This window comes from Catenulispora pinisilvae (genome assembly GCF_015356865.1).
Classification (GTDB): Bacteria; Actinomycetota; Actinomycetes; order Streptomycetales; family Catenulisporaceae; genus Catenulispora; species Catenulispora pinisilvae.
Genome location: NZ_JAAFZA010000513.1, coordinates 1 through 1,150, shown reverse-complemented (window position 1 = coordinate 1,150; position 1,150 = coordinate 1). Strand labels below are relative to the sequence as shown.

The 1,150-nt window shown below is 72.4% G+C and carries 1 protein-coding gene and 1 pseudogene; one reads left to right on the top strand and one right to left on the bottom strand.

From position 1 onward, the window contains the following. A pseudogene (locus IZR01_RS49250) lies at positions 1–307 on the bottom strand (hypothetical protein); the annotation flags it as partial. A 74-nt stretch (positions 308–381) separates the two neighbouring features. Between IZR01_RS49250 and IZR01_RS49245 the strand changes: the two are divergent. Next, positions 382–1,150, top strand: a 769-nt coding sequence (locus tag IZR01_RS49245; protein ID WP_194927899.1) for a cyclase family protein, incomplete at its 3' end; no start/stop codon positions are given.

The following is a 1,150-nucleotide window of genomic DNA, read 5'->3' as shown; positions in this document are numbered from 1 at the left end:
GGGCGGGGGTGGTCGGTTTGGCCGGGTTGGTTGGTGTGCCCGACGTGCCCGATGCGCCCGACGTGCTCGGTGTCGCGGGCGCCGTCGGTGTCGCGCTCGATGATGTGCCGCCGGGGGTGGTCGCCGTCGCCGTGGTCCCCGCCGACGGCGCTCCGGTCGACGTCGGCCCGGTCGACGTCGGCCCGGTTGAGGGCGTGCTCGTCGCCGCGCCGCCGGTGTTGCCGTGCGAGGAGTCGCAGGCGGCTGTGACCGCCGCCGCGCCGAGTGCCGCGATCCCGCCGCGGAGAATCGTCCGCCTTGTGCTCATACGCTCAAGTATTACTCGGAAAGCGTGCCCCGCCGCGGCTGACGAGCCGCCCGGCCGGGAGTACGGTGCCAGATATGACGCTGCTGGCCCAGCTGGCCGAGGCGGTCGCCACCGGGACCATCGAGGTGGTGGACCTCACCGCGCCGCTGTCGCATGAGACGCCGATCCTGCAATTGCCCGAGCCGTTCAACAACACCGTCCGCTTCGAACTCCGCGAGATCAGCCGCTACGACGAGCGCGGCCCCGCCTGGTACTGGAACGACATCGTCACCGGCGAACACGTCGGCACCCACTTCGACGCCCCGGTGCACTGGGTCACCGGGCGCGACGGCGAGGACGTGGCGCAGGTGGCGCCCCAGCGCCTGATCGCACCCGCGGTGGTCCTGGACGCCTCCGACCGCGCAGCGGCCGACCCCGACCACTTGCTCCAGGTCCAGGACGTGCGCGAGTGGGAGGCGAAGTACGGGCCGCTGCCGGACGGCGGGTGGCTGCTGTACCGCACCGGCTGGGACGCACGCTCCGGCGGCCAGGCCGAGTTCCTGAACGCGAACGAGACCGGCCCGCACACGCCGGGGGTGTCGGCGGAGTGCGCGAAGTGGCTCGCCGAGCAGACGCCGCTGCGGGGGATCGGGGTGGAGACGGTCGGGACGGATGCCGGGGCGGCGCATGGGTTCGATCCGCCGTTTCCATGTCACTCGTACATGTTGGGGGCGGGGAAGTACGGGCTGACGCAGCTGCGGAATCTGGATCGGCTGCCTACGCGCGGGGCGGTGCTGATCGCTGCGCCGCTGCCGATTGTGGGTGGGTCGGGGGGTCCGGTGGGGGTTTTGGGTTTGGGGGGGC